The organism is Paenibacillus sophorae, assembly GCF_018966525.1.
Classification (GTDB): Bacteria; Bacillota; Bacilli; order Paenibacillales; family Paenibacillaceae; genus Paenibacillus_AQ; species Paenibacillus_AQ sophorae.
Genome location: NZ_CP076607.1, coordinates 4585411 through 4609101, shown reverse-complemented (window position 1 = coordinate 4609101; position 23691 = coordinate 4585411). Strand labels below are relative to the sequence as shown.

Here is a 23691-nt window from a genome sequence, read left to right as displayed (position 1 = left end):
CCATCATTCATAAGGGAGAATGGAGAGTGACCCTATGGAAAGAACGTATTTGATGATCAAGCCTGACGGTGTGCAGCGTGGTCTGATTGGCCGCATTGTAGCCCGTTTTGAGGACAAAGGTTTTAAGCTGGTCGCCGCCAAGCTCATCACGGTAACGGAGGAGCAGGCCAAGATTCATTATGCGGAGCATGAGGGCAAAGATTTTTTTCCGGAGCTCATCTCGTTTATCACGTCCGGTCCCGTCTTTTCAATGATCTGGGAAGGCGATGACGTGATTGCTCTGTCCAGACTGCTGATCGGGAAGACGAAGGTGGGCGAAGCGCTTCCTGGAACCATCCGCGGGGATTTCGCCAGCCACACCCCACTCAATCTGATTCACGGTTCCGACTCTTCCGAGAGCGCTGCCAAAGAAATTGCCAACTTTTTCGCTCCCGAGGAACTGAACAAGTATAATAAAGATATTGCGGCCTGGATCTGATCCGGTCATAAAGACAGGGGTAGATGAAGATGATGCCTGAACGTGAAGCGGCGGCAGCGGATCCCGATTACACAGGGTTTATTCAAAATGTCAATAAAAGTACGGGCATTGATCTGTCACAGTACAAGGAAGCCCAGATGAAACGGCGTCTGACGACACTCCGGACGAAGAACGGATACCATACCTTTTCCGACTTTTTTGCCGCGATGATGACAGACAAGGGTCTGTTTTACGAGTTCCTGGACCGGATGACGATTAACGTTTCCGAATTTTGGCGTAATCCGAATCGCTGGGAAGTGCTTCGCGATATTATTTTGCCCGAACTCCAGGGAAGCGGCAAGGGGCTGAAACTGTGGAGCGCGGCTTGTTCCACCGGAGAAGAGCCTTACACGCTCACCATGATTCTATCCGATAAAAAAATTCTGCGTGAGAGCAGCATTCTGGCGACCGATATCGATGAAGGCGCACTGGCCAAGGCCAATAAGGGAATATATCTTGAGCGTTCGCTGAAGGATGTGCCGAGGGATGTGGCCGCACGGTATTTCACGCCTGAGGGGCCGATGTACAAGATCAGCGATGAGTTGAAGAAAAATATCAACTTTCGCAAACAGAATCTGCTGCTGGACAAATTCGACACCGGGTTCGATCTCATCGTTTGCCGGAACGTAATGATCTATTTCACGGAGGAAGCCAAGGATAAGCTGTATCGCAAGTTCTCGGCAAGTCTCCGCCCCGGCGGTTATTTGTTCGTAGGAAGCACGGAGCAGATTTTTACACCTTCCAAATACGGGTTCGAATCTACGGAAACGTTCTTTTACCGCAAAAAATAATGCCGCTTCTCCGTTGTCGTCCTGTAATAGGTATACTTTCGACTGCATGCAGAGATACTGAATGATAGAGTCAGTATGCCAAGCGAAAGGTCGTAAAGAAATGGATAAAAGCAAGGTAATCGACGCATACCGCCGGGGGTTCATTACGGTAAAGGAATGCGGACAAATTCTCGGTGTGGAGGATGTGCAGCTTCAGCTCCTGCTCCGGCAGGAACTGAGCAAAGTGTCCTGCATGCGGAAGAGCCGGCATGTCGGCGGCTAAAGTCCCGTTTCAGTGCAGTCGGTGAAGGCGCCGCCCGCTCCTATAAAATGGAGTTCGGGCGGCGCTTTTTGATGTGCGTAGACCAGGACCTCACTTTGTGCGGCTATCTTGATGTTACTTTCTTGTCAAAAGTGATTTCCCTATACTATAATGAGCAAAGGTCATAACGGATTTTAGCAGTTTACAGTTTGAAAGCGCGAAGGGGGAACGCAGCATGAGTTTACGTTATTTAACGGCCGGGGAGACGCACGGTCCCCAGCTTACGGCGATTATAGAGGGTATGCCCAGCAATCTTACGCTGGATTTTGAACAGCTTAACTTTCAACTGCAGCGGCGTCAAAAAGGATACGGCCGCGGCCGCCGCATGCAAATCGAGAAAGATACCGCCCAGATTGTCGGCGGAGTTCGCCACGGAGTCACGACCGGAGCTCCCATTGCGCTGGTTGTAGAGAATAATGACTGGACGCACTGGAAGAACATTATGAATGTTGAGCCGATTCCGGGCGCAGAAGAGGATAAGCGCCGGGTGAACCGTCCTCGTCCCGGGCATGCGGACCTGAACGGGGGGCTTAAATATAATCTGACGGATTTGCGCAACGTCTTGGAGCGCTCCAGCGCCCGGGAAACGGCGGCGCGAGTGGCCTGCGGCGCGGTGGCGCGTCAGCTGCTCGAAGCATTCGGAGTGAAGATTGCCGGACAGGTCATCCGTATCGGTGAAATCGAGGCTCCTGCGAATGATCTGCCCATTGACGAACTGATTGCCCGTACAGAAGAATCCTCGGTTAGAGTAGTGGACAAGGAAACTGAGAAGAAAATGGAGGCCTACATAGACCAGATCAAGGAAGAAGGCGACTCCATCGGCGGAATCGTGGAATGTATCGTCGAAGGACTTCCGGTCGGCCTTGGCACCTATGTGCAGTACGACCGTAAGCTGGACGCCGCCATCGCCGGAGCGGTTATGTCGATCAACGCCTTCAAAGGCGTGGAGATCGGGATCGGCTTTGAAGCGGGCAAGCTGCGCGGCTCGAAGGTTCATGACGAGATTATGTACGATCCTGCCCGAGGATACCACCGGGCAAGCAACCGGCTTGGCGGCTTCGAAGGCGGAATGACGAACGGCATGCCGGTGTTGGTTCGAGGTGTGATGAAGCCGATTCCGACGCTCTACAAGCCTTTGCAGAGCGTGGATATCGATACCAAGGAGCCGTTTACCGCACAGGTGGAGCGCTCCGATGCATGCGCGGTACCCGCAGCATGCGTTGTTATGGAGAATGTGGTAGCCTGGGAAGTCGCCAAGGCGTTCCTGGAGAAATTCGGCGGTGATTCCTTGGAAGAAATCAGAGCTAATTATAATAACTATCTCGCTCAATTGGAGAGTTATTGATATGCGGAGGATACATGTGGATTTGGACAAACGCTCCTATCCGATTGTAATCGGCAGCGGAATACTGGAGGGCATTGCCGGACTATGCGCGGAAGCCGGATTTCCGGTGCGCAGCCCGCTGCTGATCGTCAGCGACAGCGCTGTAGCCCCGCTGTACCTCTCTGATCTGGAATCGAGGCTAAAGGCCGGGGGCTATACGGTGGTCAGCCATGTCATTCCGTCAGGAGAAGCGTCAAAGTCCCTGGCTGTGTACGAGGAAGTGATGACGACAGCAATCTCGGCCGGGCTAGACCGCAGTTCCGCTGTTCTGGCGCTCGGAGGCGGGGTTGTCGGCGATTTAGCGGGCTTCGTGGCCGCTACTTATATGCGCGGCATTGGCTTCTTGCAGATTCCGACGACGATACTGGCGCATGACAGCAGTGTCGGCGGCAAGGTGGCGGTGAACCACCCGCTCGCGAAAAATATGATCGGCGCCTTCTATCAGCCGAAAATGGTCGTGTACGACTTGAACACGCTGAAGTCGCTTCCTCCGCGCCAGGTTCGATCCGGTCTGGCTGAAGTGATCAAGCACGGACTTATCCTGGACCGCGACTTCGCTTACTGGTGCCGGGATCATGCGGCCGAACTGCTCGCTCTGGAGCCGGAGGCGCTGGGCTATGCGCTGGAGCGCGGCTGCGCTATTAAGGCGGACGTAGTGGGCGAGGATGAAAGGGAGCATGGGCTTCGTGCTATTCTAAACCTGGGTCATACGATCGGACATGCCGTCGAAGCGGTGGGAGGCTACGGAACCTTCCTGCATGGCGAAGCCATATCCATCGGAATGGCGGGCTCGGCGCTTCTGGCCGCCAAGCTGGGACGTTCCCGTTCTCTCTACGAAGAGACGGTTTCCATGCTGAGCTCACTTGAGCTTCCGACCAGACTGCCGGCGGAATACGGTGAGGAAGACATCATCGATGCGATGATGCATGACAAGAAATTCAAAGAAGGCCTTATAACATTCATCGTTCCCGACGAGATTGGAGCCGTCAGCATTGTGAACGGCGTTGAGGAGTCCACGATACGCGAGGTTATCAGGCAGCTTAAAGAGGAGGGAAACCCATGGTAAACCGTGGCATTCGCGGAGCGACAACCGTCACACGCAACGACGAAGCGGAAATTCTGCGGGAAACCGTCCTGCTGCTTCGGGAAATGGTTGAACGCAATGAGATTATTGCCGAAGATATTTGCAGTGTGTGGATCACGATGACTACCGATCTGGATGCGACTTTTCCGGCGCGGGCTATTCGAGAAATCGAGGGCTGGGAGCTGGTGCCCCTCATGTGCTCGACCGAAATTCCGGTTAAGGGCAGTCTACTGAAATGCATCCGCCTAATGGTGCAGGTTAACACCGATAAGAGTCAGCGCGAAATCCGCCATGTATACCTGAACGAAGCGCAGAAGCTGCGTCCCGATTTATCCGAAAGCAAATAGCGCGGCTTAACTAAAAGATAAATGACAGTTTACCGAGTGCTTGCCAAGGGAACGCTTTAAATATAGAAGCAAATCTCCCTCATATTAAAGTTGTCTAGGGGTTGTCAATAAGCGTTTGTATCATGTATAGTGTAAACAGACGAGTGAAGCAGAGCCTAAACCCGAGATTAGATGAGCTGAGAAGAGCAGAGTGTAAGGGATTTTCAGGGTACATACAAGGCGCGAGATATGCAAGTACAGGGACTGCGGATTAGCAGGTTTACACGTGCATGGATATCTGATTATAGATTGCCGCCCGTTATGTATATTCCGAACTTTATCGCCCTTATGTGTGGGTAGCGTTTTTTTCGGAAATCGTATTTGCGTTGTTCCGATGTGCGGAGTTTTCTTCATGAATGACCCGCCGTGGAAGCCAGTGCATTTCCCTGAAGCCGGAATCCCGCTCTGTATACGCTTGTTTAACATAACCTCTACTTCGGTGGAGGTTTTTCTGCATTTTGGGCCCCTGTTTTTGAAGCTAAAGACCCGACGACGTGTTATGTGCTAACCCTTTCTAAGTCCAAGGAGGAACGACAAATGACCAGTCCCAGTGTAGAACAAGTGGTGTCGCTCTCGCGGCAGTATAATCTGATTCCCGTAGTCAAGCGGCTGCTGGCCGATATGGAAACCCCGATCCGGATATTCCAGCGGTTCGCAGGCCGGAAGAATGCCTTTCTGCTGGAAAGCGTGGAGGGCGGCATCCAATGGGCCCGGTATTCATTCATCGGCAGCGATCCGTTTCTGCTTATCTCCGGCAAAAAGGGCGCGATCAACGTGGAAATTGGCGGCGAGAAAAAACAGCTCAAGGGAAAACCGATCGAAGAGCTGAAAGCCCTTCTGCGTTCGTACCGCAGCCCCAAGCTTGCGGAAATGCCGCCATTTACCGGCGGGGCGATCGGATTCTTCGGTTATGACCTGCTGCAGTATTACGAGAAGCTGCCGGCTCATGCCAGCGACGATTTAAATATGGATGATATCCGCTTCATGTTCTGCGACCGGATTATCGTGTTCGACCATGTCAAACAGCAGATTCTGCTGGTCGGCAACCTTCATGTCAAGGATGGCGACACAGATTCCGATATCCGGGCGAATTACGAGAAACTGAACACCAAGCTGGATGAAGTAGCGGAAGAGCTGTGCAAGGAAGCGCCGAAGGAAAATATGAACCGGAGGAGCATCCCGCAGGATATCGAGCTTGGGGACATTCACTCCAACCTGACGAAGGAACAGTTTATCGGTAATGTGGAGCAGGCCAAGGAATATATTCGGGCCGGCGATATTTTTCAGGTGGTGCTGTCGCAGCGGTTCCACATCAATACCGAGGTGTCGCCGCTCCATGTCTACCGGCTGCTGCGCACATTGAACCCGTCCCCGTACATGTATTATCTCAAAATGGATGAGGAGATCATCGTCGGAACATCGCCGGAGGCGCTGGTGAAGGTTGACGGTGACCGAGTGGAGACCCGCCCGATTGCCGGAACGAGACCCAGAGGCGAGAACGAGGCTCGGGACCGCGCGCTGGCGGCTGAACTGCTGGAGGATGAAAAAGAGAGAGCCGAGCATCTGATGCTCGTCGATCTTGGCCGCAACGATATTGGCCGGGTGTCCAGGTTTGGAACCGTCAAATGCGATTCCTTCATGGAAATCGAGAAATACTCCCATGTCATGCATATGGTGTCGAATGTCTCGGGCACGCTTCGCGAGGATAAAGACTTCTTCGACGCTTTCCTTTCCTGTCTGCCGGCGGGCACCGTATCCGGGGCGCCGAAGCTGCGGGCGATGGAGATTATCGCTGAGCTTGAGCGTGAAGCAAGAGGGGCGTATGCGGGAGCAATCGGTTATCTTGGTTTCTCCGGAAATATGGATTCCTGCATTACGATTCGGACGATTATTTTCCGCAAAGGCCGGGCCTATGTTCAGGCGGGAGCGGGAATTGTATGGGATTCGGTGCCGGAGAAGGAGTACGAGGAGACCGTAAACAAGGCGAAGGGAATGCTTAAAGCGATCCGGATGGCAGAGGCGATGTTCCCGGCAAAGGCGAAAGCCAGCGGCAGCATTAATCAGGACTATATGTACGAGTACACTCCTTGACGCAAAGAGCGCGGGAAGCGCTTGGAGCGGGCAATAATCTAATATAAGCGGGAGGAGAAAAAGGATGAACAGCAATGCTAATCTATTGATCCAGTCCGGAATCGCCGGATTGATCGAAGGCAAGAATTTAACCCGGGAGCAGGCGCGGGATATCATGGGCGCGATCATGGAAGGAGCGGCGACGCAGGCCCAAATCGGCTCCCTGCTGACCGCTCTGCGGATCAAGGGGGAAACGGTGGAGGAAATAACCGGCTTCGCGGAAGCGATGAAGGGCTTTGGCACCACGGTTGCGACGGAAAACTCGCGGCTGCTGGACACCTGCGGAACGGGCGGATCGGGTATCCACAAGACTAATATTTCCACCACTTCAGCCATTATTGCCGCCGCCGCTTCGGTGCGCGTTGCCAAACACGGCAATCGTTCCGCTTCCGGCAGAACGGGCAGCGCCGATGTACTGGAAGCGCTCGGCGTTAACATTCATCTGGATGCGGAGCAGGCCAAGCGGTGTCTGGACGAGATCGGCATCTGCTTCCTCTTCGCGCAGCTCTACCATCCGTCTATGAAGCACGCCGCCGGCCCCCGCAAGGAGCTGGGCGTGCGGACGGTATTCAACGTGCTTGGTCCCCTGACGAACCCGGCCAGAGCGGACCGGCAACTTCTAGGGGTATACGATAGGGAGAAGACCGGGACACTCGCCACAGTCCTGAAGGAACTGGGCCTGAAGCGTGCGCTCGTTGTCAGCAGTCACGAAGGTCTGGACGAGATCAGCATTTCCGGACCGACCGCTGTGGCGGAGCTGCGGGATGGCGAGGTCACGACCTATGACATTACCCCGGAGCAGCTGGGGCTTTCACGCCATCCGCTTGAAGCCATTCTAGGCGGCGGCCCCGCAGAGAATGCGGCAATTATCCGTGCGGTGCTGGACGGCGCGAAGACGCCGTACCGGGATATTGTGCTTGCTAATTCCGGAGCCTGCATCTATGTTGCCGGTCTCGCCGATACACTTGCCGAAGGTGTACGGAAGGCGGCGGAAACGATTGATTCGGGCGCAGCGGCCCGCAAGCTGGAGCAGCTTATTGCTATTACGGAGGAGCTAAAACATGTATCTAGATAAAATCGTAGCCACAAAGATTATAGAGGTTGAGCTGCTCGCCCAATCCTTTTCCCTCTCCGAAGCGGAGCGACAAATCGCCGGTCTGCCGCAGACGCGCGGCTTCCGCAAGGCGCTCACACTCGGGCGGAAACGTGATATGGGGCTGATCGCCGAGGTGAAAAAGGCGTCCCCCTCCAAGGGGCTGATCCGCGCAAATTTCGATCCGGTGCAGATTGCCAAGGCTTACGAGACTGGCGGAGCGGACTGCCTCTCCGTCTTGACCGACAGCCAGTATTTCCAGGGCAGCGGCGAATATTTGCGGCAAGTCCGTGAAGCGGTGGCTCTGCCGCTCTTACGCAAGGATTTCATCATCGATGAGAAGCAAATCTATGAAGCGCGGCTGCTCGGCGCGGATGCCGTGCTGCTGATCGCTGCCATTCTGACGCCAGCCGCGCTGTCCTCACTATCGGACACGGCCGCCGGACTCGGACTTGACGTACTGATTGAGGTCCATGACCGCGGCGAATTGGAAGCCGTGCTGGATACCGGCAGAGCGGAGCTTCCCCATGTGCTGCTCGGCATCAATAACCGCAACCTGCACACGTTCGAAACCGCGCTGGCAACAACGGCCGAGCTTGCGGCGCTCGCTCCGAAAGGGGTTCCCCTGATCAGCGAGAGCGGAATCGCGGGGCCGGAGGATATCGCTTATCTACAGACGACCGGGGCTGAGGGTGTGCTGGTCGGAGAATATTTTATGAGACAGCAGGATGTGGAAAAGGCGGTCGGCAAGCTGCTCGGTCCTGTTCTGCGGGGCAAGGACCAGGTGCGCAATGGCTGAGGCAATAGTAAAAATCTGTGGACTTCAGGACGTTGAAGTGCTAAAATCTATGGTACACTTGCCGGTTGATTATATCGGCCTTGTCTTTGCTCCGAGCCGCAGGAAGGTGTCGCCGGAGCAGGCTTCGGGTCTGATATCCGTTCTGGCTGATTGGAGAACGGGCCAGGCTCCTATTGCCGCCGGGGTATTTGTTGACCCGGACATGGATGAATTATATAAGATTCTTTCCGCCGCGCCGCTTGGTGTTATTCAGCTGCACGGGACCGAAAGTCCGTCATTTTGCCGGGGGGTCAAAGAGGCCTTTCCGGGCGTTCAGGTATGGAAGGCTCTATCTGTGGCGGCTCAAAGCGGCAAGGTGAACCATGAACTGGCGCTTGAAAGCTATGCCGGAACGATTGACGCCGTTCTGCTCGATACGTACGACCCCGTGCAGCGTGGAGGTTCCGGACGAACCTTTGCCTGGGAACAGATCCCGGATTACCACAAGCGGGCAAGGGCGATCGGTGTGTCGCTGTTTGTGGCGGGGGGACTTTCTCCGGACAATGTCGGCGGTCTTATAACGGCTTACGGGCCGGATGGAGTAGACGTGTCAAGCGGCGTGGAAAGTGACGGAGTGAAAGATATAGCCAAAATCACAGCTTTTGTGGAAAGGGTGAAGCAATCATGATACAGGTGCCGGACCGGCATGGACGTTTCGGAGCTTTCGGGGGACGCTTCGTACCTGAAACCTTAATGAATGCATTGATAGAGCTGGAGGAGGCTTATAACAAGTTCTCGGCCGATCCGAAGTTTCAGGAGCAGGTCGATTATTTGCTTAAGCAGTATTCCGGACGCGAGACACCGCTGTACTACGCCGAACGGCTCAGCGCGCAGCTGGGCGGAGCGAAAATATATTTGAAGCGCGAGGACCTGAACCATACCGGAGCCCATAAGATCAATAACGCGATCGGCCAGGCCATTCTCGCCAAGATGATGGGCAAGAAGAAGGTCATTGCCGAGACGGGGGCAGGCCAGCACGGCGTCGCAACCGCAACGGTCGCCGCGCTGCTGGGTATGGAATGCAAGGTATTCATGGGCGAGGAAGATACCCGACGCCAGCAGCTTAACGTATTTCGGATGAAGCTGCTGGGTGCCGAGGTTATTCCCGTTACATCCGGATCACGGACGCTTAAGGACGCCGGCAACGAGGCGCTGCGCTACTGGGTCAGCAACGTAAACGATACTTTCTACGTTCTTGGCTCAGCTGTCGGTCCGCATCCATACCCGATGATGGTCCGCAATTTCCAGCGGGTTATCGGAGATGAGACGCGGCGGCAAATTCTGGAGGCCGAAGGAAAACTTCCGGATCTGCTGGTGGCCGCTGTCGGCGGCGGCAGCAATGCCATCGGAATGTTCTATCCTTTCCTTGAAGACGAGACAGTGGGTATGGTCGGCGTTGAAGCCGCAGGCAAAGGGGTTGATACGCCTTATCATGCCGCAACGATGAGCAAAGGAAGCCACGGTGTATTCCAGGGCTCGATGAGCTACCTGCTTCAGGATGAATACGGTCAAGTCATTGAGGCCCATTCCATCTCCGCAGGGCTCGATTATCCCGGAGTCGGACCGGAGCATTCCTATCTAAAAGATATCGAGCGCGTTAAATATGTCCCCATTACGGATCAGGAAGCGCTCGACGCTCTTAAGCTGCTGTGCGTGACGGAAGGCATTATTCCCGCCCTGGAATCGGCTCATGCCGTGGCACAGGTTGCGAAGATTGCGCCAACGCTCTCCAAGGACGATATCATCGTGATCTGTCTATCAGGCAGGGGCGACAAAGATGTGGAATCGATTATGGCTTACACGGAAGGGGAAGGGCTGAAATGACGACCGAAACGACGAACCGCATGGATTTGACATTCCGGCGGCTGAAGGAACAGGGTCGGGCGGCGCTGATTCCGTTTCTGACCGTAGGCGATCCCGATCTGGAGACCAGCCTTGCCATTATTGCCGAACTGGAAGCGGCTGGAGCGGACATTGTTGAACTGGGCGTTCCTTACTCCGATCCATTGGCCGACGGCCCTGTGATCCAGCGCGCATCATCACGGGCGCTGCGTGGGAATATACACCTGCGGACCTGCATGGAAACGGCGCTTAAGGCGCGTGAGTCTGGAAGCGAGCTGCCGTTTATTCTCTTTACCTACTACAATCCCGTGCTGCAGATGGGACTCGATACGTTTTTTGCCGAATTGAACCGGCATGAGATCAGCGGGTTGATCATTCCGGATTTGCCGGTCGAGGAGTCGGAAGAAATGCGCACCCGCAGCCGTGATGCGGGCATTAACCTGATTCCTCTTGTTGCGCCAACCTCCAGCGAGCGCATCGCGAAGATCGTTTCCGGCGCGAGCGGCTTCGTATACTGCGTATCCTCTCTTGGAGTAACAGGGGAGCGTGCTTCTTTCCATGAAGGCGTGGACCGGTTCATTGAATCCGTCCGTCAGGCGACCGATCTTCCGGTAGCCGTCGGATTTGGCATCTCCACTCCCGAGCAGGTCGCCAGATTCGCTAAAATCTGCGATGGCGTAGTCGTCGGGAGCGCTATTGTACGCAAGATCGAGGAAGTGATTATTCTTCTCGAAGATCCGGCGAAGCGCGCAGAAGGACTGTTGCAAATCCGCGATTTTGTGGCACAATTAAGACCATAGTTTTTAACACCGATAGATTATTACCGAGAGAGAGGATCGTTCATGAAGCCGAAACCCCATATCGTTGGCCTACCGGTTTACAAGCCCGGCAAGCCTATTGAAGAAGTGAAGAAGGAATACGGTCTTGAAGAGGTGATCAAGCTGGCCTCCAATGAGAATCCGTACGGTTCTTCACCAAGCGCAAAAGCCGCCATACAGGCGGAACTGGACAATCTTAGCCTGTATCCCGACGGCTCCGCCGCCGAATTGACTGCCTCACTGGCTTCCCGCCTAGGGGTAAGCAGCGATAATATCATTTTCGGCTGCGGATCGGACGAGATTATTGCGCTTATCGCCCGTGCCTTTTTCCTGCCTGGCGACGAGACGATTATGGCCGACCAGACCTTCTCCGTCTACAAGAGCAACGCAGATATCGAAGGCGCGGTGAGCATCGAGGTGCCGCTGGTTCAAGGCACCCATGATTTGGATGGAATGCTCGCCCGCATTACAGATAAGACAAAAGTGATCTGGATATGCAACCCGAATAATCCAACGGGTACGATTGTGTCCGGACCGGCGCTGACAGCCTTCCTGGACGCGGTCCCGGACCGCGTAATGGTCGTGCTTGACGAAGCCTATTGCGAGTATGTGACCGACCCGTCCTACTCCGACGGTGTCAAGCTCCTGGATCGCTATCCCAACCTAGTCGTGCTGCGTACCTTCTCCAAGATTTACGGGCTCGCGGCGCTGCGGATCGGATACGGGGTCGCCAGACCCGAAATTATTAAGCTTATTAATCAGGTGCGAGAGCCGTTCAATACTTCCCGTCTTGCACAGGCTGCCGCGGTTGCGGCTCTGGGAGACCAGGACTATGTGGAAGAATGCCGACGCCTGAACAGCGCCGGTCTGGTGCAGCTTCAGGGTGAATTCAAGCGCCTTGGGCTGGAATACTTCCCGGCGCACGGGAATTTCATTATGGTTGATGTCCGCATGTCTGCGCTTGACATTTTCGAGCTGCTGCTGCGCAAAGGCGTTATCGTGAGAGCCGGACACCGCCTTTATCCTACCTACATCCGGGTTACCATTGGCTCGCAGGAGCAGAACCAGGTCTTTATCGAGGCTTTGGAGGCCGCGCTCAAAGAGCAGGGAGTTCGGGCATAGCACGGACTGCGCAAGGAATTTACAGAAGGCGAGTTGTTTAAAGACATGACGACTAAGATTGCAATATTCGGCGTCGGGTTGATCGGCGGTTCCCTGGCTCTATGCTTTAAGGGCAGAGAAGGGCTGCATGTGGTGGGATACGCTCATCGCCCGGAGTCGGCTGCCAAATATGTAAGCAGAGGCGTAGTCGACAGCGCGACGCTGTCTTTTGAAGAGGCGGCGCTGGACGCCGACTTTATTTTTCTGTGCGTCCCGGTTGGGATGCTGGAAGATTATTTGCACAGGCTGAGCAAGCTGCCGCTTAAGAAAGGCTGCATTATTACGGATGTGGGCAGCACCAAAGAGAGCATTGCCGCCTGCGCGGCTTCGATTGACCTGCCTGACGTTCATTTTATCGGCGGTCATCCGATGGCCGGCTCGGAACGCTCCGGTGTGGAGGCTGCCTCGTCGCTGCTGTTCGAGAATGCCTATTATGTGCTCACTCCGCCGCCGGATATCCCGGAAGAGGCGTATGAGGCCCTTAAGACGCTGTTGGTACATACGAGAGCGCAGATCGTCCGGCTGGAGCCTCAGCGGCATGACGAGATTGTCGGAGCGATCAGCCATTTGCCTCATATTATCGCCGTAGCGCTCGTGAATCAGGTTCACGGGTACGACTCAGCCGATTCGCTGTACAGCACGCTGGCTGCGGGAGGATTCCGTGATATTACGCGGATTGCGTCCAGCGAGCCCGTTATTTGGCGGGATATTTTGCTGAACAACCGCTCGGTTATGCTGGGGCTGCTGAAGGACTGGAACGAAGAGATTTCTGCTTTCGTGCAAATGCTGGAGAACGGGGACGGAGAAGGCATTGAGGAAGCGTTCCAGGAAGCGGGCGGATTCCGCAGCAAGCTCCCTGACCGGCGCAAGGGCATGATTACTCCGCTGTTCGATCTGCATATCGACGTTCCCGATCATCCCGGCATCATCGGACGAATCGCAACGGAGCTGGGCGATCAGGGCATCAACCTGAGCAATGTGCAGATTATTGAGAGCCGGGAGGACGTTCCTGGTATTATGCGACTGTCTTTCCGCCAGGAAAGCGATATGGAACGCGCCAAAGTGCTGCTGCAGCGGCATGACTACACGGTTTACGTATAACGCTTAAGTAAGGCCGGGCAGACGCCCGGCTTTTTTATATCTTGCAATATACCTGAGAAAAAAGATGAGGGTGTCGTCTTGCTTGCCACGGCTGGCGGGTGTCGATGTCGCAGATCCATGCAAGGCTCAGCTGTTAAGCCAACGCTGAAAAAAGGGCAAAAAAAGACCGCTTTCAGAAAGCGGTCGCTGCTCATGCAGAGCAGAAGTCTTTTGGATAGGAGTGGAGAGAAACCATACTGTACTTTTATTATATGTATCCGTTTACATTTTGTCAACGCTTTCAACAAAAAAAGTTTTTGTGCGATATTCGGGATGCTTCACATCTGCCCGCATGCAGCCGATAAATCTAGAGTGCAGGAGACGGCTGAATGACCTCCTATCGAAACAAAAGTTCGTGAAGGAAAAATATGGACTTGCGGCATAAGTCTATTTATGTCATTGGAAACCGAATTGTGGTACAATAGGAAAAGTATTTTTATAGAGTTGCCAGCTGTAACCAAATGTCCGAAATTCCGTAGTTTATCGTTGGCCTAAATGAATATACATAGAAACTGGTATGAAAATCAGATTTTTTTCAGAAAGACCGCAACTTTTTTGGTCCTGTTCGGTAATAATGGGTACGAACGGGATATAACGCGCTATGGCGAGGAGGCAACGCCCACCATGACGGATTCCCAGTTAATCCAGCAGATCAAGCAAGGAAATACAGAACTTTATTCAGAACTCATGCGACGCTATCAACGCAAAATACTGGCATTTGTCTATCATATGTTGAAAAATTCCCAGATGGAGCTAATCGCCGAAGATCTCTGTTCGGAAACGTTCTACAAGGCCTTCCGCAGTCTTCATTCCTTTCGTGAGGTAGATGCGTCTTTCTCCACATGGCTCTACACCATCGCGCGCAATACCGTGCTAAGCGAGCTTCGCAAGAACCGTGGGGGCAATGTATCCCTTGAAGAAAGCGGCTATACACCGGTCGCGCCGCTGGAAGTGGCTCCGGAGCAGGCCGTGCTGCGCAATGAACGGATGAACCTTGTGCGTAAAGCCATCAACAATCTTCCGGAAAAACAGCGGTCCGCGCTGATTTTACGGGAGTACGACCAAATGGATTATCAGGAAATCGCAACCATCCTTGATCAGAGCGTCAGCTCGGTCAAATCGCTGCTGTTCCGTGCGAGAAGCAGCGTTAAGCTTCAGCTTGAATCCTATTTTTACGAACCCGCTTACGAACATCAGCTTGAGAGGATGAAAAGCCAATGAACTGCAGAGAAGCGCAGAATCTAATTCCGCTTCTTTGGGATGCTCCTCCCGGTAAACCGGAGCGAATAAGTCTAATGCAGCACATCTCCGGCTGCTCCTACTGTACAGCCGAATGGGAGATGTGGGAAGAAAGCAGCCGAATGATCCATGACATGAAGTCTGAGGTGAGTGAGGAACGCGCCGAGGCCGTTAACGCCCGGGTGATGGAACGGATTTATTTGGAAAGCCCCTGGCTGATGCCGGGGGACGGCAGGTCAGCAGGCAAGCCAGGTATCTTCCGGCGGCGGATCAGCTTGTGGATCGCCTGTTTTCTGGCGGTGTTCCTATGTAGCTTCCTTTACTACACAATGGTGCAGACACCGGATAACACCACCATGGCGCAGAGTGGAATTGTACCGACCGGGATTGCCGGTTCGTCAGAAGACTGGCAGTCTGTCTATCCGGTCACTTCCGGAGGCAGCCAGATTATCGAGCCACTTGTCGTTAGCATGGGGCCAACCCATCCGCAATACTGGATGGTGCTGTCGATGCTGGGAGTAGGCTTGTCCATATTTTCGCTTACCCGGCTGAACCGGTACCGCAGACATTGAAAGAGCTCTCTTAGACAGTTAAGAGGGCTCTTTTGCTGTCTTAAAACGTGCAAAATTGGAGACATTTAAGCTCATCCATGTTACAGTAAGAAAAAATATAAGGAAAAGGATGGGAGTTTACTTATGTTGATGGGCTTGATACGCCATGGCCAAACAGATTGGAACGCAGCCGGCAGGATTCAAGGACAAAGTGATATCCCGCTTAACGGCGAAGGCCGCAGACAGGCTGAGCTGCTGGCAGAGCGGCTTCTGCGCGAGCCATACCGCTGGGATTACTGCATTACAAGCAACCTTTCCCGTGCGGAAGAAACGGGGAGAATTATAGCCGGGAGACTCGGGCTTCCGCTCCTTGAGGCAGACGAGCGTATCAGAGAACGCGCATACGGACAGGTAGAGGGGCTTACAGCCGCTGAGCGTGAAGCAAGATGGGGAAAGAATTGGGATCAGCAGGAATTCGGTCAAGAGAAGGATGAACAGCTTCAGGTGCGGGGACTTGCTTTTATGCAGGACTTATCCGCGAAGCATCCGGACCGGAATGTGCTCGTTGTGTCGCACGGGGGATTTCTCGCCCAGCTCTATATCGCGCTTTATAAGGATAAATACACGCAGCGGATCGGTAATCTTTCCCTTACGATTCTGGAGAAGAAAGACAAGGAATGGAACCCGCTCCTCTATAACTGTACCCGGCATATCCTGCAAAATCAGCGTTAACCCGATCGCCTTCGGGTTATTTTTTTTGCGAAAAATGGAATAAAAAAAGCCATACATCCCATAATGGTATTAAAACGGCGAGGCGATGAAGATGAATCTGGCGGATATGCTCAGCTTTGCGGACATGAGTCAGCTGACGGCCATAGCAGGTCGTTACCGGTGCGAATGCAAGCAAAATTCCAAGCATGACCTTATTCAGACCCTGCTTATAACGCTTGGAAGCAAAGACTTTATGGAAGCGCAAGTGAGGGAATGCACACTAGACGATTTGCGGTTTCTGAATACCTTGCTGTTTGATGAAAGAAGCTATCTTACTCTTGAGGATTTGCTTGCCGCAGCGAGGGCATCGTCATTCGAGACCCAGCCTGGAAAAAACGGAGGGTTCCGTGATACGGTAACCCGGTTCAAAAACGGAGGGTGGCTCTTTAACGGGGCATCTCAGCATACCAGGTACTTGTTTCAAGTTCCGAAAGATCTTAAGGAGCGCTTCCGTGAGCGGATGGCGGCAAGGATTAAGGAAGGGCTGGAAATAAGCGGGGAACCCGACTTGTACAGAGAGGAAGGCGAACTAGCCGCCGCCGATTTGCTGACCCTTCTGCGTTTTGTCTTGGAGAACGAGCCGGAATTGAATCTGGAAGGCGCTATGTACAGAAGAAGCCAGCAGCAGCTGATGAACGGCCTGCATATTTCCGAACCGCTTCTGACAAAAGGAGGCTGGAGGTTCGGATACGGCAGAGCCTGTGAGCATTACCCGCCAAGACTGGCTCTCCTGTACGATTATGCGCGCCACCGGCGATGGATTGCGGAAGAAGGGCAGAGGCTTAAATTGACGAGCACGGGCGCGGCGGTTCTGGAGGAAGCAAAATACGAATCCCTGTTGCAGATTTTCTCCTTTTGGTTAAGACTTTATAAAGGCGCAATTCCAAATCTTCCATCACTCGTATATTGGATCAGCGTCAGCGCGTACGACTGGGTGACAGTTAAATCTTTAAAAAATGCGCTGGGCTGGCTCATTAAGCCGTTTTATTACGACGATGCGGATTCGATTTTGGAAAAACGCATTCTGCGTATGATGCTGCATCTGGGAATGCTCAGAGTGGGAGAAGCGGCAGAAGGCCCTGTAATCAAAATGACCACATGGGGTATGGAAAGAGCACAATCCCAGCAGCTTCTCCTTTAGACAAATAGGGGGCTGTGATGGATTGCCGCTTCTGCTTGAGGACGATATATCGGTCGGACACGGAGCAATCGTCCATGGCTGCAGGATAGGTAAAGGAACATTAATAGGAATGGGCGCTACCATGTTGAACGGAGCAGAGATTGGTGAATATGCTTTAGTAGGAGCCGGTTCGATTGTAACCGAAACCAAAAAAAATCCCCCCTACACCCTTTCCCTCGGATCTCCGGCCAAGGTAGTACGGGAATTGACGGACCGGGATCTGCTCCGGATGGCGCGCACGTCTGCCAGTTATGTGGAGAAAGGGAAAGAATACGGATTAACATAAACAGCGGAGGTGTATTCGAATGGACAAAATGAAGGCTACCTATGAGGTGATGTTAGGGCTCGCGGCAGAAATGGTGTGGGACGAAGCGCTGCGCAAGCGCCGGTGCGCCATCTTGTACCGTGAGATTGACACGGCGCTGGCAATCGGCGACGAGGAAGCATTCCGAAACCTGACAGAAGAACTGAAGAGTTTAGCATAAATGAGGTGCGCTTAACGGCGCATCTTTTTTTGTGAAAAGATTCTCGCTTAAAGAATATCCGAAAGTGGGGAGCGCTAGAATGAAGTTCAGCGATTTCGATAGCGGGAGCTGGGAAGAGAATGGCCATTATTATGATACTTGTCTTATTCCGTTCACAGGATTGACAGGACAGGAATCGCCGCCCCAGGCGGTGGAAAGATTGGAGAAGCTGCGCGATTATATCGATAGGATCGAACGTCCATTCAGGGGACGGATCGTAGTATACCCGGCGGTGCAGTATGATAATGATAATAAAGCGCACATAATAAATGAAATATGTCATAATGTCAAATCCAGTAATTTCCGGTATGCCATAGTGTTGGATGCCGGGGGGACATTGACTGCCGGGGATGTTTTCGAAAGCGATTTACTCATTGCTATCAAAGGGTTTTTCGACGATAATAGCGTTAGGGGGATTGCGCTTGCAACGCAAGAAATACAGGAAATGTGGCAAAAAGATATGAATCGAAAATGTGACTAGAAATCGACAATTAATTATGAAGACAGCTTTTGTTTATCCCTCGCTGCCGACGATTTCATTGACGGGTTTTGGAAGCTAAGCTATGATTAAGCTGAATGGATATAAATGTGATTTGAGTCATTGTAAACGCTTGATTGCTTCCTCCGGCGCTTTCCCAAATCCGAAACAGGGGGGTAAACGCAAAATGAGCAGCTATAACAAGCATCAGGAAAAACCGACCGAGAAACCGCCCAGCCGTAATGAGATGTCCCGCAGACAATTTCTGACTTATACGCTCGGAGGAGCCACCGCTTTTATGGGAGCTGGAGCCCTTCTGCCCATGATCCGTTTCGCCGTGGACCCGATACTACATAAGAAAGGCGGGGGAGATTTCATCAAGGTGGCGGAAGAATCCAAGATAACGGATGAGCCCCAGGAGTTCACGTTTGAGCTGAAGCAGCAGGATGGGTGGTACGCCAGCACAGCGACGCTTACCGCGTGGATCCGCAAGAACGAACGGGGAGAAATTTATGCGCTTTCACCGATCTGCAAGCATCTGGGCTGTACGGTCGGATGGAATAACAACAAGGCCACTCCGGATGAATATCACTGTCCCTGCCACGGCGCGCGTTATACCAAAGCGGGCAAGAATTTGGCCGTTGCGCCTAAGCCGCTCGATCAGTACAAGACGAAAATCGAAAATGGCTGGGTATACCTCGGCGATATCGTGCCGAATACCGAGGCCGCCAAGGAGGCGTAACTGCCGATGTTTAAAAATATCTATAACTGGATTGACGAACGTCTGGATATTACGCCGATTTGGAGAGATGTGGCAGATCACGAGGTTCCTGAGCATGTAAACCCTGCGCATCACTTTTCCGCATTCGTTTACTGCTTTGGCGGATTGACCTTTTTCATAACCGTTATTCAAATTCTGTCCGGCATGTTCCTGACAATGTACTACGTTCCCGACATTATCAACGCTTACGCCAGCGTCGAATACCTGCAGACCAAAGTCGCCTTCGGGCAAATTGTCCGCGGTATGCACCATTGGGGGGCCAGCCTTGTTATTGTCATGATGTTCCTGCATACGATGCGGGTGTTCTTCACCGGTTCGTACAAGGCGCCGCGCGAGATGAACTGGGTTGTCGGTATGCTTATTTTTTTCGTGATGCTGGGTCTAGGACTTACCGGATACTTGCTGCCCTGGGACAACAAGGCTTACTTCGCCACAAAAGTCACGCTGGAGATCGCCAATTCGACACCCGTATTGGGTCCGGTGCTGAAGGAACTGATGCAGGGCGGCGACATTGTCGGCGCGGAGACACTGACGAGATTCTTCGCTCTCCATGTATTCTTCCTCCCGGCGCTGCTGCTTATACTGCTCGTTGGACATTTCATCATGATCCGCAGACAAGGCATTTCCGGCCCTCTGTAAACGCATCCAAAGAGAGGAGGACATATGGTGGCTCATGAAGACAACTCCAAGGAAAAAATAGTCTATGTCGGCGATTCGCGCGTCAGGCGGGGAAGCGGCTTTATCCCTCCTTCCGACTATACGGCCTACCCTGGGAAATCGGAGGCGTTCATCCCGAACTTCCTCCTTAAGGAATGGATGGTCGGCGTCGTGGTGCTCGTAGGCATTCTGGTGCTGACGATCTCGGAGCCCGCGCCGCTTGGCTTTCCCGCCAACGCTGGCGCGACGGTCATCCCGGTTCCCGACTGGTATTTCCTGTTCTTGTACCAATATCTAAAGCTTCCCTATGCTTCCGGAGACTATATCGTGCTTGGGACGCTTGGGGTTACTGGCGTAGCCTTCGGTTCCCTGCTGCTGGCTCCTTTTTTGGATACAGGAAGAGAACGCAGATTTTACCGCAGACCGATCGCTTCCTCGCTGATGTTTCTGTCGCTCGCGGCGATTTTCTACCTGACGAACACAGCCTGGACGGAGCACAAGCGTGAAATGGCGGCTACCGGCCAGGTACCTGAAGATGTGCAGCGTGAGGAAAAAGCTGCCGAGAACCGCGCAAAGGGGCTTCCTACCGGCAGCGCCGCGCAGTCAAAAGAGATAGCCATCGTAGACAAGGATGATCCGGCTATGGCAGCCTTTCAGAAAGCCGGATGCGTGGCCTGCCACGCTGCCGATCTGAAGGGTGGGGCCGGACCGTCTCTACGGGGTGTCGGCGACACTCACGGTAAAGAAGCTATTCTGACTATTATTAAAGAAGGTTACAATAATAAGATGCCGCCTATGTACGATACAGCCATTAACGCTGGGTTAACCGATCAGGATATCGACCATTTAGCGGAGTGGCTTGCGAAACAAAAATCCGGACAGTAAAATAAAGGTAACATCGCATAACCTGATCGAATGGCTGCGGTCAGGTTTTTGTATGCTCTAGGGGAGGCCGATCGTGTCGATTGTTGGAATGAAATTGGACAAACTGCTCAAACACCGGGCCATAATTTGGCTGCTGCTGGCAGTCAATATCCCGGGAACGATTTACGGATACATATGGTACGGCAATCAATTGGTCTATACGGCGGCTAATTACCCAAACTGGCTTTTGCCTTTCGTGCCTGACAGCCCTACGGCAAGCTTGTTCTTCACCTTGGCGCTTATTTTGCTGCTCTATCCGCCGAGGACAACGGCAGGAATTACGGTGAGAGCCTTGATAGAGGCGCTCGCGGTTGTTACTTCCGTTAAATACGGCATATGGGCGGTATCCATCATTGCAGCGGGAGGCTATCAGGGAGGATCGATCGTTTGGCAGGATTGGATGCTGATGACTTCACACGCAGGAATGGCTGTGGAGGCACTGCTTTATGCTCGGTTTTTCGTTTGCCGGAAGATGCTTCCGCTGGCTCTGCTGTGGACCCTTCTTAACGATACGGTCGATTATTCTTACGGCGTTTATCCTTGGCTTCCAAGGGTGCTAACGGACGATGTTCCGCAGGTACGGACCTTTACCTTTCTGCTGACCCTCGTCAGCGCGGCGGCCGCTTGGCTCGCGTCTAAGGGCGTTCACTCAAGACGGGCTCAATAAATAACGTTCTAATCCTTGTCCCTGCGCATACACATAAGGCAGGAGGGAGGGATGTCCCATGCGGCACGGGAGGAATTGGATATTCATTACGCTGGTCGTACTGGTCTGGACGGCTGGATGGGATGCTTCAAGCGTGTCGGGTTACAGCGAGGCCGCTGTCGGCCGGGCGGATTCCGGCCAGGCTCAATCGCCGGAGGTGAGAATGCAATCGCCGGTTACCGCCGAAGCGAATGCTTTGAAGCTGGAGCAGCAGGCGGAGACGCTGTACGGTTACGTAACGGAAGGGAACATCAATAAGGCCAGGGAAACGACGGATGCAATTTCCAGACTGTTCGTGCTGTCTTCATTCGATGGGCTCACATCCGTGGAAGGAGTCAATGCGCTCTCGGGGGCGATTATCGATATGAAAGCGGCCGTAGCGGGAGTGAGCGTGCAGCAGGAGCGTTGGGAGACGGCTGCAGCTAGGCTGCGTCTTGCCGCCAACAGCTTGGCTCATCCCCGTCAGCCGATGTGGCTTCAATATTACAAGCTGATCCGCGAGGACTTGAACGATATGGAACAAAGCGCTGCCGGAAGCGATCTGACAGGCTGGAAAACGGCGGTTTCCCATATTGAGGAGCGTTACGATACGATCCGGCCCGCCATTATTATTGCCCGGAAGCCGGAAGAAGTGAACCGGTTCGATGCTTGGCTGTCCTATGCCGCCGGGCTTGTGTCAGGAAGCCGGCCGCCGGGACGGGAAGAGCTCATGAATGCCGTCTCACAAGGCAGGGAGGCCGCGAGAGTAATGTTCGGGAAGGAAAGGGATGAACCGGCGCTGTCACTTCCGCTCGCACCACGGGAATACGGCCTGGCGGGATGGCTGGGTGCGGGATTTATCCTGGCTGCGCTGGCCTACACCGCTTATAGGAAATATAGAGGCGAGAGAAGCCGCTGGCAGCTTTTCTGAAAATGGATTTCTAAAGGAATGCAAAATATAAAAGAGCGGCCATATGGCTGCTCTTTCCCCTTTTTATAACAGATCTGTTGCATGATTCAGATTTCCCGGAAGCCCTCTCCCTGAACGTCGTGCACATCGCTAATAATGACAAATGCCCGAGGATCAACGGATTTGACCAGCCGGCTTAATTGCCGGATTTCCTGCCGGGAAACAATGCAATATACCATATGCTTCGCCTGTTTCGAATAAGCGCCGATTGAAGGGATGAGGGTAACGCCCCGCTCCATTTCATTAGTAATCAGGTCGGCGATTTCCTGTCCGAAGTCGCTTATAATCGTAAACGCTTTGGCGGCGTACGCGCCTTCCTGGATAAAATCGATCACCCGGGAAGCGATGAATACAGCGACTAGCGTATACAAAATTTTCTCTCTCGGAATGTAGATAAGAGATAATCCGATAATAACAACATCAGTTACCAGGATGACCTGTCCCATGCTCCAGCCGAAACGGCGGCCGCATATGCGGGCCACAATGTCGACGCCGCCGGTCGTGCCGCCGAAACGGAAGACGATGCCTAATCCAAGGCCAAGGGTTACTCCCGCATAAAGAGAGGCCAGAATAAAGTCATGCTCCGTCTGAAAGGGTTCGAACCATCCTAGGGAAATCATCCGCTCGAAGAGCCACAGGAAGAACGACAGCGAGCCGATGCCGACGCCGGTATAAGCAATTTGCCTTGCGCCAAGTTCTTTCCAGCCCAGCAGAAACAGCGGAAGATTAAGCAGCAGGGTGGTAAGGAATACCGGAATACCGAAGCCGTAATTCAGCAGAATGGTAATACCGGTAATTCCTCCTTCCATGAGCTGATTGGGAATAATGAAATAAAGTAGTCCGAAAGCGTATACGGCAGTTCCCAGCATGATCGGAGCGACCGTCTTGATAATCGAAGTCAGTTTAACAGTGTTCATGGATTCCTCCGTTATGCCGTTTATTACGGCAGTTTTTCTTCCTTTACGGGAAAGTATACCTATTATCAGGGGATGAGATAATCAAAAAAGATTTGTCTTCAAAACGTCTTTACGATAACATAGGGGCAAACGAAAAGGCAATACGCGGCAGACCGAAAGGAGCGCCTTCAGGAAATGGAGAAAAGTCTCGCCGAAATACAGCGGGAAGTGGACGCTTATATAGCACAGTTCAAAGAGGGTTATTTCAGTCCGCTTTCTATGCTTGCGCGCATGTCCGAGGAAGTGGGAGAGCTGGCGCGGGAAGTCAATCATTCCTTCGGGGAGAAGCCCAAAAAGGCGGATGAGCCGGAAAATTCCATCGAACTGGAACTGGGCGATATTCTGTTTATCACCGTCTGCTTTGCCAATTCGCTCGGCATCGATTTGACGGAAGCCATGAACAAGGTCATGCATAAATTTAATACCCGGGACGCGGACCGCTGGACGAAAAAAAACACCGATTAGGCCCAGACGCATATGATGAAACATA

At 53.2% G+C, this 23691-nt stretch carries 27 protein-coding genes and 1 pseudogene; 27 read left to right on the top strand and 1 reads right to left on the bottom strand.

Features of this window, described 5'->3' with window-relative positions:
* Positions 1 to 34 precede the first annotated feature (34 nt).
* The 26 genes and pseudogenes from ndk (at position 35) to KP014_RS22190 (ending at position 22206) form a co-directional block, all read left to right on the top strand.
* Positions 35 to 478 carry a nucleoside-diphosphate kinase gene (ndk, locus tag KP014_RS22315; protein WP_036604211.1) on the top strand — a complete coding sequence of 148 codons (444 nt, stop codon included), beginning with the start codon at positions 35 to 37 and terminating at the stop codon, positions 476 to 478.
* A gap of 32 nt (positions 479 to 510) precedes the next feature.
* Complete coding sequence (locus tag KP014_RS22310) at positions 511 to 1308, top strand: CheR family methyltransferase (protein ID WP_036604217.1); 798 nt, start codon at positions 511 to 513, stop codon at positions 1306 to 1308.
* A gap of 100 nt (positions 1309 to 1408) precedes the next feature.
* Positions 1409 to 1570: a hypothetical protein gene (locus KP014_RS22305; RefSeq protein WP_175491852.1), complete on the top strand. Its 162-nt coding sequence runs from the start codon at positions 1409 to 1411 to the stop codon at positions 1568 to 1570.
* Positions 1571 to 1784: 214 nt separating this feature from the next.
* Entirely contained in the window at positions 1785 to 2954 is a 1170-nt protein-coding gene (gene aroC / locus KP014_RS22300) for a chorismate synthase (RefSeq protein WP_036604213.1), read from the top strand.
* A gap of 1 nt (position 2955) precedes the next feature.
* Positions 2956 to 4059: a 3-dehydroquinate synthase gene (aroB, locus tag KP014_RS22295; RefSeq protein ID WP_090834175.1), complete on the top strand. Its 1104-nt coding sequence runs from the start codon at positions 2956 to 2958 to the stop codon at positions 4057 to 4059.
* Entirely contained in the window at positions 4053 to 4424 is a 372-nt protein-coding gene (gene aroH, locus KP014_RS22290; protein ID WP_036598632.1) for a chorismate mutase, read from the top strand. Before aroB ends, aroH begins: the two co-directional genes overlap by 7 nt.
* 576 nt (positions 4425 to 5000) lie before the next feature.
* On the top strand, positions 5001 to 6554 hold the full coding sequence (gene trpE / locus KP014_RS22285; RefSeq protein ID WP_036598634.1) for an anthranilate synthase component I: 1554 nt from the start codon (positions 5001 to 5003) through the stop codon (positions 6552 to 6554).
* 64 nt (positions 6555 to 6618) lie between these two features.
* Complete coding sequence (gene trpD, locus KP014_RS22280; protein WP_036598636.1) at positions 6619 to 7668, top strand: anthranilate phosphoribosyltransferase; 1050 nt, start codon at positions 6619 to 6621, stop codon at positions 7666 to 7668.
* Positions 7655 to 8485, top strand: coding sequence for an indole-3-glycerol phosphate synthase TrpC (trpC, locus tag KP014_RS22275; RefSeq protein ID WP_036598638.1), 831 nt, complete (start codon positions 7655 to 7657; stop codon positions 8483 to 8485). Before trpD ends, trpC begins: the two co-directional genes overlap by 14 nt.
* Positions 8478 to 9152 (top strand): phosphoribosylanthranilate isomerase, encoded by a 675-nt coding sequence (locus tag KP014_RS22270; RefSeq protein ID WP_036598640.1) that lies wholly within the window; start codon positions 8478 to 8480, stop codon positions 9150 to 9152. The genes trpC and KP014_RS22270 overlap by 8 nt, the downstream gene beginning before the upstream one ends.
* Complete coding sequence (gene trpB / locus KP014_RS22265) at positions 9149 to 10348, top strand: tryptophan synthase subunit beta (RefSeq protein ID WP_036598642.1); 1200 nt, start codon at positions 9149 to 9151, stop codon at positions 10346 to 10348. Before KP014_RS22270 ends, trpB begins: the two co-directional genes overlap by 4 nt.
* Complete coding sequence (gene trpA, locus KP014_RS22260) at positions 10345 to 11166, top strand: tryptophan synthase subunit alpha (RefSeq protein WP_036598644.1); 822 nt, start codon at positions 10345 to 10347, stop codon at positions 11164 to 11166. Before trpB ends, trpA begins: the two co-directional genes overlap by 4 nt.
* 42 nt (positions 11167 to 11208) lie before the next feature.
* Positions 11209 to 12306, top strand: a complete 1098-nt coding sequence (gene hisC, locus KP014_RS22255) for a histidinol-phosphate transaminase (protein WP_036598647.1) — start codon at positions 11209 to 11211, stop codon at positions 12304 to 12306.
* Positions 12307 to 12351: 45 nt separating this feature from the next.
* Positions 12352 to 13446: a prephenate dehydrogenase gene (locus KP014_RS22250; RefSeq protein ID WP_036598648.1), complete on the top strand. Its 1095-nt coding sequence runs from the start codon at positions 12352 to 12354 to the stop codon at positions 13444 to 13446.
* Positions 13447 to 14109: 663 nt separating this feature from the next.
* Positions 14110 to 14706: an RNA polymerase sigma factor gene (locus KP014_RS22245; protein WP_036598651.1), complete on the top strand. Its 597-nt coding sequence runs from the start codon at positions 14110 to 14112 to the stop codon at positions 14704 to 14706.
* On the top strand, positions 14703 to 15296 hold the full coding sequence (locus KP014_RS22240; RefSeq protein WP_090834176.1) for a hypothetical protein: 594 nt from the start codon (positions 14703 to 14705) through the stop codon (positions 15294 to 15296). Before KP014_RS22245 ends, KP014_RS22240 begins: the two co-directional genes overlap by 4 nt.
* A 123-nt stretch (positions 15297 to 15419) precedes the next feature.
* On the top strand, positions 15420 to 16007 hold the full coding sequence (locus KP014_RS22235; RefSeq protein ID WP_090834177.1) for a histidine phosphatase family protein: 588 nt from the start codon (positions 15420 to 15422) through the stop codon (positions 16005 to 16007).
* Between the two features lie 91 nt (positions 16008 to 16098).
* Positions 16099 to 17187, top strand: a complete 1089-nt coding sequence (locus tag KP014_RS22230; protein WP_036594342.1) for a hypothetical protein — start codon at positions 16099 to 16101, stop codon at positions 17185 to 17187.
* A 25-nt stretch (positions 17188 to 17212) separates the two neighbouring features.
* Positions 17213 to 17512: pseudogene (locus KP014_RS22225) on the top strand (gamma carbonic anhydrase family protein); the annotation flags it as partial.
* A 19-nt stretch (positions 17513 to 17531) separates the two neighbouring features.
* Positions 17532 to 17711: an IDEAL domain-containing protein gene (locus tag KP014_RS22220; RefSeq protein ID WP_036594344.1), complete on the top strand. Its 180-nt coding sequence runs from the start codon at positions 17532 to 17534 to the stop codon at positions 17709 to 17711.
* Between the two features lie 79 nt (positions 17712 to 17790).
* Positions 17791 to 18231, top strand: coding sequence for a DUF2487 family protein (locus KP014_RS22215; RefSeq protein WP_036594346.1), 441 nt, complete (start codon positions 17791 to 17793; stop codon positions 18229 to 18231).
* Positions 18232 to 18415: 184 nt separating this feature from the next.
* A complete protein-coding gene (locus KP014_RS22210) occupies positions 18416 to 18970 on the top strand; it encodes a QcrA and Rieske domain-containing protein (RefSeq protein WP_036594360.1) in 555 nt (184 codons plus the stop codon).
* 6 nt (positions 18971 to 18976) lie between these two features.
* Complete coding sequence (gene qcrB, locus KP014_RS22205; RefSeq protein ID WP_025692687.1) at positions 18977 to 19648, top strand: menaquinol-cytochrome c reductase cytochrome b subunit; 672 nt, start codon at positions 18977 to 18979, stop codon at positions 19646 to 19648.
* 27 nt (positions 19649 to 19675) lie between these two features.
* Positions 19676 to 20551, top strand: coding sequence for a menaquinol-cytochrome c reductase cytochrome b/c subunit (locus KP014_RS22200; protein WP_036594361.1), 876 nt, complete (start codon positions 19676 to 19678; stop codon positions 20549 to 20551).
* A gap of 88 nt (positions 20552 to 20639) precedes the next feature.
* Positions 20640 to 21257: a DUF1405 domain-containing protein gene (locus KP014_RS22195; protein WP_090834199.1), complete on the top strand. Its 618-nt coding sequence runs from the start codon at positions 20640 to 20642 to the stop codon at positions 21255 to 21257.
* A 58-nt stretch (positions 21258 to 21315) separates the two neighbouring features.
* Entirely contained in the window at positions 21316 to 22206 is an 891-nt protein-coding gene (locus KP014_RS22190) for a sporulation protein YpjB (RefSeq protein ID WP_051499923.1), read from the top strand.
* An 86-nt stretch (positions 22207 to 22292) separates the two neighbouring features.
* Here KP014_RS22190 and KP014_RS22185 read toward each other — a convergent pair whose 3' ends face one another.
* Positions 22293 to 23162: a YitT family protein gene (locus KP014_RS22185; protein WP_036594351.1), complete on the bottom strand. Its 870-nt coding sequence runs from the start codon at positions 23160 to 23162 to the stop codon at positions 22293 to 22295.
* Positions 23163 to 23336: 174 nt separating this feature from the next.
* Here KP014_RS22185 and KP014_RS22180 point away from each other — a divergent pair, with 174 nt between their 5' ends.
* Positions 23337 to 23666 (top strand): nucleotide pyrophosphohydrolase, encoded by a 330-nt coding sequence (locus tag KP014_RS22180; RefSeq protein ID WP_036594352.1) that lies wholly within the window; start codon positions 23337 to 23339, stop codon positions 23664 to 23666.
* Positions 23667 to 23691: the final 25 nt, after the last annotated feature.

What these genes read in the sequence shown, in the direction of transcription:
- ndk (WP_036604211.1), top strand. Translation starts at nt 35, where the DNA reads ATGGAAAGAACGTATTTGATGATCAAGCCTGACGGTGTGCAGCGTGGT.
- KP014_RS22310 (WP_036604217.1), top strand. Translation starts at nt 511, where the DNA reads ATGCCTGAACGTGAAGCGGCGGCAGCGGATCCCGATTACACAGGGTTT.
- KP014_RS22305 (WP_175491852.1), top strand. Translation starts at nt 1,409, where the DNA reads ATGGATAAAAGCAAGGTAATCGACGCATACCGCCGGGGGTTCATTACG.
- aroC (WP_036604213.1), top strand. Translation starts at nt 1,785, where the DNA reads ATGAGTTTACGTTATTTAACGGCCGGGGAGACGCACGGTCCCCAGCTT.
- aroB (WP_090834175.1), top strand. Translation starts at nt 2,956, where the DNA reads ATGCGGAGGATACATGTGGATTTGGACAAACGCTCCTATCCGATTGTA.
- aroH (WP_036598632.1), top strand. Translation starts at nt 4,053, where the DNA reads ATGGTAAACCGTGGCATTCGCGGAGCGACAACCGTCACACGCAACGAC.
- trpE (WP_036598634.1), top strand. Translation starts at nt 5,001, where the DNA reads ATGACCAGTCCCAGTGTAGAACAAGTGGTGTCGCTCTCGCGGCAGTAT.
- trpD (WP_036598636.1), top strand. Translation starts at nt 6,619, where the DNA reads ATGAACAGCAATGCTAATCTATTGATCCAGTCCGGAATCGCCGGATTG.
- trpC (WP_036598638.1), top strand. Translation starts at nt 7,655, where the DNA reads ATGTATCTAGATAAAATCGTAGCCACAAAGATTATAGAGGTTGAGCTG.
- KP014_RS22270 (WP_036598640.1), top strand. Translation starts at nt 8,478, where the DNA reads ATGGCTGAGGCAATAGTAAAAATCTGTGGACTTCAGGACGTTGAAGTG.
- trpB (WP_036598642.1), top strand. Translation starts at nt 9,149, where the DNA reads ATGATACAGGTGCCGGACCGGCATGGACGTTTCGGAGCTTTCGGGGGA.
- trpA (WP_036598644.1), top strand. Translation starts at nt 10,345, where the DNA reads ATGACGACCGAAACGACGAACCGCATGGATTTGACATTCCGGCGGCTG.
- hisC (WP_036598647.1), top strand. Translation starts at nt 11,209, where the DNA reads ATGAAGCCGAAACCCCATATCGTTGGCCTACCGGTTTACAAGCCCGGC.
- KP014_RS22250 (WP_036598648.1), top strand. Translation starts at nt 12,352, where the DNA reads ATGACGACTAAGATTGCAATATTCGGCGTCGGGTTGATCGGCGGTTCC.
- KP014_RS22245 (WP_036598651.1), top strand. Translation starts at nt 14,110, where the DNA reads ATGACGGATTCCCAGTTAATCCAGCAGATCAAGCAAGGAAATACAGAA.
- KP014_RS22240 (WP_090834176.1), top strand. Translation starts at nt 14,703, where the DNA reads ATGAACTGCAGAGAAGCGCAGAATCTAATTCCGCTTCTTTGGGATGCT.
- KP014_RS22235 (WP_090834177.1), top strand. Translation starts at nt 15,420, where the DNA reads ATGTTGATGGGCTTGATACGCCATGGCCAAACAGATTGGAACGCAGCC.
- KP014_RS22230 (WP_036594342.1), top strand. Translation starts at nt 16,099, where the DNA reads ATGAATCTGGCGGATATGCTCAGCTTTGCGGACATGAGTCAGCTGACG.
- KP014_RS22220 (WP_036594344.1), top strand. Translation starts at nt 17,532, where the DNA reads ATGGACAAAATGAAGGCTACCTATGAGGTGATGTTAGGGCTCGCGGCA.
- KP014_RS22215 (WP_036594346.1), top strand. Translation starts at nt 17,791, where the DNA reads ATGAAGTTCAGCGATTTCGATAGCGGGAGCTGGGAAGAGAATGGCCAT.
- KP014_RS22210 (WP_036594360.1), top strand. Translation starts at nt 18,416, where the DNA reads ATGAGCAGCTATAACAAGCATCAGGAAAAACCGACCGAGAAACCGCCC.
- qcrB (WP_025692687.1), top strand. Translation starts at nt 18,977, where the DNA reads ATGTTTAAAAATATCTATAACTGGATTGACGAACGTCTGGATATTACG.
- KP014_RS22195 (WP_090834199.1), top strand. Translation starts at nt 20,640, where the DNA reads ATGAAATTGGACAAACTGCTCAAACACCGGGCCATAATTTGGCTGCTG.
- KP014_RS22190 (WP_051499923.1), top strand. Translation starts at nt 21,316, where the DNA reads ATGCGGCACGGGAGGAATTGGATATTCATTACGCTGGTCGTACTGGTC.
- KP014_RS22185 (WP_036594351.1), bottom strand. Translation starts at nt 23,162, where the DNA reads ATGAACACTGTTAAACTGACTTCGATTATCAAGACGGTCGCTCCGATC.
- KP014_RS22180 (WP_036594352.1), top strand. Translation starts at nt 23,337, where the DNA reads ATGGAGAAAAGTCTCGCCGAAATACAGCGGGAAGTGGACGCTTATATA.